Here is a 7,158-nt window from a genome sequence, read left to right on the forward strand (position 1 = left end):
GAGCCGCCACTGACGTCTTGGTCGAATTCGACAACCGGGGCACGGCGCGCGGAGGCTAGGTGTCGCTAGGCGGCCAGCGGTCTTCCTGCGCACATCATTTGGGCGCGTTTGAAGTGCGCTGTTGCGGTGTACAGGTAGCTACCACTTCGATTCAGGAAGGCCAACGATGAAGCGAACTGCACCCGCCACGATCGCGATCGCCATGCTGTTGTTCAGCGGATGCTCTGCCTCAGAGGTCATCAATACCGGTGGCGACACAAAGTGCAAGGACTTCACGACGCAGGACGAGAAGAAGCAAAACGAAGAGGTCAGCAAAATGCTCAAGGACCAGAGTGGCGCTGAACCGAACAATCTGCAGATTTCGGCAACGCGCTTGTCGGCGATGACGTACTGCCAGACAGTGGGCAAGCCCGACAGCAAGATCTCAGAGGCGCCACACGGCTGACCGAAGAACACAGTCCGAGCGGGTGGACGCTCAGGGGTGGTCCGGCGCCATGGCGCGAGCGGCCCATCCGGCGGCAGCGGCGGAGAGGATGTGCCAGGCGCCGTGGTACTGCCAGATGCTGTCTGGCCGGCATAAAGGCGACCCGGAGCGTCCCGCGGCGTAGGCGGCGATTCCCAGGATGAAGACGCCGGCAGGTGCCGTCCAGCCGGACCAGCGATGCCGGCGCGCGCTTCGGGCCAGGGCGGCGGCGTACACGATTCCGGTGGCGACGATGGGCCAGTCGTGCGCGGGCTTCGCCCATGACGGCTGGGGCCCGTGAAAGGCAAAGCTGCCAGCTCCGACTGCCACGAGCGCAAGTCCCGCAGCCATGGCCAGCGGCGCCCTGACCCGCACTGCCCAGGACAGGACGGCCATCCCGGCGGCGATGTAGGCCAGGCTGGTGATGGCTAGGACCGGCTGCGCCAGCGTGGCACCTACGACGACGCGCTCGCAGTCGTAGTGACCGAACGCCGGAGCGGCCAAGACCTGCATGGCGACCCAGAAGGCTGCGTCAGCGATTAAGTGCCAAAGCCTTCGCCCGTAGACGGAGACCCGGCGCCGGTGTTCGGCGCGCCAGGACCCGCACCCGGTGGCGCGCTAGGACCCCCGCCGAGACGACTGGCCGCGAAGGCCGCGCCCTGGTCGATTACGGGGCCGTTGGTCGAGTACGTCTTATGTACCTCGAAACTGCCCCCGTCGGAACAGATCGGGTCCCCGGGCGCGCATACCGTAATGGTCTTGGCCTGATAGAGCGGCCCGATGACGACCGGCGGCGCGCCGAAAAAGTTCATCATCTTGTCGTTTGGCAGTGCGTAGAGCACGACCGAGGAGACGTGGTTGGCCACCTCGGGGTCCATCGGCTTGGGTACGGTCTCCGGATCGATCCCAGCCGGTACGGCAGGCGAGGTGATGAAACCCATTACGGCCGCGCCTGAGGAAAAACCGCCGAGCACCATCTTGGTGTTGGGGCAGTCGTGCGCCATCGAAATAACATGCGCGCTCGCGTCTCTGATCCCCTCCTTGCCCGCGTTCGTAAAGTCATACGTAGCGGGGTAGTTGACCGGATATACGTCGAGCGATTTCGCGCCAACTCGCGGGCGCAGGGAGTCGATGAATGCCTGTCCGGTCGGGCCGACCCCGGGAGGGTCGTCGGTGCCGCGGGCGAACACCACCTGAACGTCCGGACACGGATCGGCGGCGGAGGGCATTGCAGACGCGAGGACGGAGACGCTAACAGCCGACGCCGCGACTACCACAGGAGCAAGCAAACGAGGGGCACGACGAGCGATCATGCCGCAATGGTGCCACGCACGCGATTCCCCAACGCGACTTTTCAGGCACTGACCGCCATGAAACAGCACCGCCCTAACGGGCGAGCTGAAGCGTGCAAGGTTGGTCTCCTACCCCGAGGTGCCGGTTTGCCGAACATCCTTTCGGGGAACTGCCCGCAGAGGAAATGGCATCGATTGAAGAAGGCAGGGCAAGTGGCGCGAATTGTGGGGAAGGTCGCCACCGGTTTCGTCGTGGCGGCCAGTGTGATCGCATTGGCACCCGGTGCGAAGGCGGACGAAAGCAGCTTCCTCGCCGATTTGGGTTTGCACGGCATTTTCACCGTCCGCGATCCAGCTGTATTGGTGAACTTCGGAAGAGGCATCTGCGCCGATCTGGCAAATGGAGTTTCAATACCGGACGAGGTTGACCGCTTCCAAGCCAAGGAATTCCCGACCGCGCCCACGAATACTCAGGCCCAGGCGTTTGTCGACGCAGCCCACCACGACCTGTGCCCCGACGTAGCGGCATAGTGGGTCGTTAGAACTTTGTCACGATGACCCGCGAGTCGCTGCCCGCAAATCGCATCGGTGTGTCACCAAATTCAGCATGAGCCGTGTACCGCAACGGCGTTGGTCCACCTGCGAATGGCCTAATCGGCCAACGCGGCGCCGGGCAAGTTGCGGACCGGCGGTCGGGGTGGCACGCGCGCGTGGTCGCCAACTTCCGGATGCTGCTCAGATGCAGTGGCACGGTTGAGGTCGGGTTGAACCGGCGCCACTTCTAACCGTTTCAATATCAGGTGAGTTAGTGGATCTGCTTGGCGAAGCAGTGGTCTGAGTCGAAGCCCTGGTTCCGACACCAGGTTGTCGCCGCCAACGAGTCGGCGAACTTCTGCGGCGCAACCGTGACCCAGTAATCGGGGTCTGAGTAAGTTCCGGGCCAGTCCCCCGACCACAACAGCTTGGCCCCGTACCGCTCGCGCAGCGCAAGGTGTTCCTGCAGGATCGACGCGTTGTCCCAGTACTTGCCGTCGTCGTAAGTGCCTGGCTGCTTGGAACTCAACTGTGGCACCCAGTATCCGGCGAGCGAGGTGCTGACAAACGAACGGTCGCCATTCGCGATTCCGCGAAGCTGGCTGACCGGATCTGGCGACGGGGGCGGCGGGGAAGTGGACGAAGGCGAAGCGCTTGGTAACGTCGATGCGTTCGACGATTCTCCGAGGTCGCGGTGCAGGATCTGTAGGGCGTTGTCCATGTAGGTGTTCCCTTCCTGGAGCAGGGTGCCGCCCTGTTCGAAGTCATCGATGTTGTGGTTTTCGACCGCCGTGGTGCAGATGCGAGCGGCTGCGTCGTAGTCGCTCAGGGCTTTTTGTAGTGGTGCATTCAACTCAGGATCAGGGCTTGGCATGTGCTGCTGGAACTGTTCGACGGCATCGTGTGCTTCCTGACATGCAATGCCCATGGTCGTCAGGTCGCCAGCCTTCGCAGCACTGGACATCTTGTCCATAGCATCGCTTATCTCTTGCGCGGGTACTCGCGCCGCCTCGCGCCACGCGAGCATCGCATCCCGCTGGGATGTGGTGGCGGTTGTGGTGGGAGCTTCAGTAGCCGTGACGGTCTTGGTTGGTAGGGGGCCCGTATTGCCGGCGCAGGCGCCAAGCGTGGGCACCAATAGTGCCGCACATGTCACAGCGAAAGCAATGCCAACCCAAACTCTGGTCAGCATGCTTTGACGATATGGAGTTAACGCTGCATCCGGCGACATTCGAGCAAATTCGGGGACACTGTCTTCGCATCGCGGGGGCCCTCGCTCTCTCCGGGTCCTGGGACCAGGCCGATCCCGGCATGGCTGACGTACTGGCCGCGACGCCGAACGAGGCAGCGGTGCCGATGCGAGAGCTCGGGCACAGCGTCGAGCCCAGCGCCGCAACTGACCCATGGCTCTACTGAGACCCCGAAAACGTCGCCCGCTAGCGGTTGCACTGGCATGGCCGCTGAGCACGCGACCACGGTGGCCGGCCGTGCTGGCACTCACGGGCCCGGCCCCACCGTTGACCACGGAACCCGTATGGGGCGGCGACGTCGGCCGATGGGACGACCGATGAACGCCGACTATGAGCCAGACAGACCAACCCGCGAGGAGCGCCGCCGTGAAGTGATCGAGCAGGCCGGCGGTGTGATCGAGTTCGTCATGCGGGACCGCTAACAACCGCTGGCATCGAAATAGCAAGGGCAACAAGGAAGTTAGTGCAGCGTCAGCGTGTCTGTGCAAAGCACTCCCCTTGGGCCGGCCGGCCGCTTACGCGCGTTCCTCAGCGTCCAGCCCCGCGGGATTTGGGAGACTCGCACGCTATGCCGTTATGGTCGCCGTCCAGCGCGGGTCGATACGCCGGGTCACCCTCGGGAATATTCCACCGACCGTCGGCGTGCGCCTCGCGGCAGTTCTTGTAGTAGGGAGTGGGCCTGTTCGGCGTGACGGTGAAATGCGTGGTCGGATAGCGAGGTGGAGTCGGTCGCGTGGTCGGTAGTCCATTGCTCAGCAGGGCTAAAACGATGATCACCACGCAAATCACGATCACTGCAATCAGCAGCACCTCAAGCGCTTTGGCCACCTCGTCGCGCGTGATTCGGTGGCCAAAGATGTGCATGCCCTCGGGCATGACGTCACGCTAGTTCGCGGCCCGTCTGCTGTCCCCGAAATTGTCGGCCTCAAAGCCCTTTGTGAACGTTGAGTGCACGCCGCCCTGGCTGGACCCTCAAAATAGCGGTTGACGTGCGTAAAATGGTGGTGCGCGGTACTGGGATTGAACCAGCGACCTCTTCCGTGTCAGGGAAGCGCTCTCCCGCTGAGCTAACCGCGCCCGGGTCAAGGATTTGAGGTGGAGACGGGAATCGAACCCGTGTGCACGGCTTTGCAGGCCGTTGCCTCACCACTCGGCCACTCCACCGCGGGGTTTGATGCCACTAGCACCTTCGAGCGGATGACGGGATTCGAACCCGCGACCCTCACCTTGGCAAGGTGATGCGCTACCAACTGCGCTACATCCGCGCGCAACGGACGAGATCGTCGCCCGGTGCGAAGCACGACGATAGTCCACCTAAGCGGGCCCGCACAAATCTCTTGACACCTTCCGGTATACCTCAGGGCCGCCCATGCAGCGCTTTCTCATAGGATGCCCGCCACGTGCTAACCTTCGACCTCGTTCGCCGCTCCATACCGGTCCTGTAGCTCAGCGGGAGAGCGTCCGCCTCACACGCGGAAGGTCGCTGGTTCGATCCCAGTCGGGACCACCGCTAGCTTTCGCGCAGCCGCCACCCGCCTAGGCGTCGTCGACCCGTCCTTAAAACCGAAATGCCGGGGCCGGCATGTTGAAATGCGGCATCGCCGGAGCAGGAATCGCCGGAGCAGGCATCGCCGGGGCGGGCATGGCGGGTAACCGCGGAGCCGCCGGAGCCGGTATGGCGGGAAACGCAGGAGCCTGGGGTGCGGGCAGATGCACCGGCGGCTGCGGTGACCCGAGGTTTATCGGCGGCTGAGGCGCGGGCAGGTGCACCGGCGGCCGCGGCGCCGGCAGGTTCACCGGCGGCTCAGGCGCCGGAAGGTGCACCGGCGGGGTTGGGTCGTACACCGGCGGGCTCGGCACATGTACCGGCGGCTGCGGAGACTGCACCGGCGGGCTGGGCACATGGACCGGTGGATTCGGCTGGTGCACAGGCGGATTGGGCACATGCACCGGCGGCTGCGGAACTTGTACCGGCGGCTGCGGAACTTGTACCGGCGGATTGGGGGTACGTACCGGCGGGATCTGCACCGGAGGCTGAGGGGCCGGTAGCTGTACCGGCGGTTGCGGGGCCGGCAGCTGTATCGGCACAGGGACAGGTATCGGCACTGCGGCCGGCGCCGGCACAGCCACCGGCGCCGGGGCGGGAATCGGCACAGGTGCCGGCGCGGCGACAGGCACAGGCGCCGGCGCGGCGACCGGAGCGGGCACAGGCGGAGCCGCGGCCGCAACCGGCGGGCTGGCCACCGGGGCTGGCGCCGCGGCGGCCACCACCGGAGCCGACTGCTGTTCCGGTGCGGGGGCTTGTGCCGCCGGCGGTGACGGTGCTGGCAAGGCGGGCATGATCAGGTTTTGCCCGGGCTCGGGTCGCAAAGCAACCGTCGGGCGGATACCGATTGCCAATGAAATCGCCAGCGCCACAACGCCACCCACAACGATCGTGGCCAGCGTACTACCGACCAGCAGCATCGGGCTGCGCCGCTGCCGGGCATCGCTGCCGACCCGCCCGTCGGGAACTTCATCGTCGGCGGCGCTGTAAGCCACGTCAGGCGAACTACCAGACGAACTGTCGATGACATCCACATAAGCGAACGGCTCGACCTCGCCGGTCCCAGGATCCTGCGCGTAGGCCAAAGCAGCTGTCGACGACGCGAACAGTGGCGCGTTGGCCGAAGCCAACGCGGCACCGCGAGCCAACGCCGTCTCCGGCTCCTCCGGTGCGCTCACCGCAAGCGGCGTAGCAGCTTCCAGCCGCGGCTTGATTGCGGCGATGTCGACACCGGAACCGACAAGAAACAAGCCCTCCGGCCGTGATTCCAAGCCAGCCACACTGGCGACCAACGAGATCAATCCGAGCACGGGGTCCACCGCGGTGGTCAGCGGCTGGCGGCGCACGTCGGTGATCGAACCATCGGCGGAGTCCACTACAGCCAACGTCGCGGTATCCGGTTCGACGAACAGCATGGCGATCTGCTCGTAGCCGATCGCATTGCCGACCGTTTGGGTCAGCGCGGCCGCGGCCAGAAAAGCCGAAACCAGCATGACGTTCTCGACCTTGTGGGCTGCCAGCGCATCTCGCAGCGCGGCGGCCTCGGCCTGATCGGTCCAGGTGACCCCGGTCGATAGCAGGTGATGACCCGCTTCTGCGGCGCCTTCAAAGGTGCCCAGGATGGCCCCCACCACTTGTTCGGATGCGCTGCACGTGGCCAAGGCCGGGGCAGTGGCGGTGTCGAAGCTGTCTTCCTCGACCGTCACGCCGTCGCCGTCTTGGCCCTCGACCAGCACCATGCGGATCGTCTCGGGAGCCATCGAGACCCCAAGTACGACGTCCATCGGCCCTCCAAAACCCCTCGAACTCGCCGCGGTCTGTGGAGGAGAACACGGCGGTCTACAACGGTCGTCGTCGCAGCACTGCAAAACGTTACACCGGCTAATTAAGTCCGGGCTGTGAACTTCCGCCGGAGCCCGAGCCGGGCCAGGCCGGACCCGAATTAGGCCACCCGGAACTTGTCGATGTCAGCCTGCTTGACGGTCAGCCCGTGACCGGGCGCGGTCCGGTCAGGACGCAGCACGCCCTCCGGCTCCGGGTCCAAAACACCGTCGAAGGCCATACCCTCGATGC

Annotated in this window: 8 protein-coding genes and 4 tRNA genes; 4 read left to right on the top strand and 8 right to left on the bottom strand. The window is 65.0% G+C overall.

What is annotated here, in order from left to right:
- Window positions 1-166: 166 nt before the first annotated feature.
- Window positions 167-445: a hypothetical protein gene (locus VFA16_RS10695; RefSeq protein ID WP_324967784.1), complete on the top strand. Its 279-nt coding sequence runs from the start codon at window positions 167-169 to the stop codon at window positions 443-445.
- 30 nt (window positions 446-475) lie between these two features.
- On the opposite strand, the gene VFA16_RS10700 is transcribed toward VFA16_RS10695, so the two are convergent.
- A complete protein-coding gene (locus tag VFA16_RS10700; RefSeq protein WP_324967785.1) occupies window positions 476-976 on the bottom strand; it encodes a hypothetical protein in 501 nt (166 codons plus the stop codon).
- 26 nt (window positions 977-1,002) lie between these two features.
- Window positions 1,003-1,776 (bottom strand): cutinase family protein, encoded by a 774-nt coding sequence (locus tag VFA16_RS10705; RefSeq protein ID WP_324967786.1) that lies wholly within the window; start codon window positions 1,774-1,776, stop codon window positions 1,003-1,005.
- 192 nt (window positions 1,777-1,968) lie between these two features.
- Between VFA16_RS10705 and VFA16_RS10710 the strand changes: the two genes are divergently transcribed.
- The gene (locus tag VFA16_RS10710; protein WP_324967787.1) at window positions 1,969-2,286 is read left to right on the top strand and encodes a DUF732 domain-containing protein; all 318 of its coding nucleotides are present in this window, start codon (window positions 1,969-1,971) and stop codon (window positions 2,284-2,286) included.
- A 274-nt stretch (window positions 2,287-2,560) separates the two neighbouring features.
- Here VFA16_RS10710 and VFA16_RS10715 read toward each other — a convergent pair whose 3' ends face one another.
- Window positions 2,561-3,481 (bottom strand): hypothetical protein, encoded by a 921-nt coding sequence (locus VFA16_RS10715; RefSeq protein ID WP_324967788.1) that lies wholly within the window; start codon window positions 3,479-3,481, stop codon window positions 2,561-2,563.
- Window positions 3,482-3,492: 11 nt separating this feature from the next.
- On the opposite strand from VFA16_RS10715, the gene VFA16_RS10720 reads away from it, so the two are divergent.
- Window positions 3,493-3,705, top strand: a complete 213-nt coding sequence (locus VFA16_RS10720) for a hypothetical protein (protein WP_324967789.1) — start codon at window positions 3,493-3,495, stop codon at window positions 3,703-3,705.
- A 362-nt stretch (window positions 3,706-4,067) separates the two neighbouring features.
- Here VFA16_RS10720 and VFA16_RS23790 read toward each other — a convergent pair whose 3' ends face one another.
- From VFA16_RS23790 to VFA16_RS10740, 4 genes are all read right to left on the bottom strand, one after another.
- Window positions 4,068-4,415: an excalibur calcium-binding domain-containing protein gene (locus VFA16_RS23790; protein ID WP_414687691.1), complete on the bottom strand. Its 348-nt coding sequence runs from the start codon at window positions 4,413-4,415 to the stop codon at window positions 4,068-4,070.
- Between the two features lie 126 nt (window positions 4,416-4,541).
- A tRNA-Val gene (locus VFA16_RS10730) sits at window positions 4,542-4,616 on the bottom strand.
- Window positions 4,617-4,632: 16 nt separating this feature from the next.
- A tRNA-Cys gene (locus VFA16_RS10735) sits at window positions 4,633-4,703 on the bottom strand.
- Between the two features lie 28 nt (window positions 4,704-4,731).
- Window positions 4,732-4,804, bottom strand: a tRNA-Gly gene (locus VFA16_RS10740).
- A 170-nt stretch (window positions 4,805-4,974) separates the two neighbouring features.
- On the opposite strand from VFA16_RS10740, the gene VFA16_RS10745 reads away from it, so the two are divergent.
- Window positions 4,975-5,046 (top strand) — tRNA-Val (locus tag VFA16_RS10745).
- Between the two features lie 50 nt (window positions 5,047-5,096).
- Here VFA16_RS10745 and VFA16_RS10750 read toward each other — a convergent pair.
- Entirely contained in the window at window positions 5,097-6,869 is a 1,773-nt protein-coding gene (locus VFA16_RS10750; RefSeq protein WP_324967790.1) for a DUF7159 family protein, read from the bottom strand.
- Window positions 6,870-7,158 lie beyond the last annotated feature (289 nt).

The organism is Mycobacterium sp., from assembly GCF_035653355.1.
Taxonomy (GTDB): Bacteria; Actinomycetota; Actinomycetes; order Mycobacteriales; family Mycobacteriaceae; genus Mycobacterium.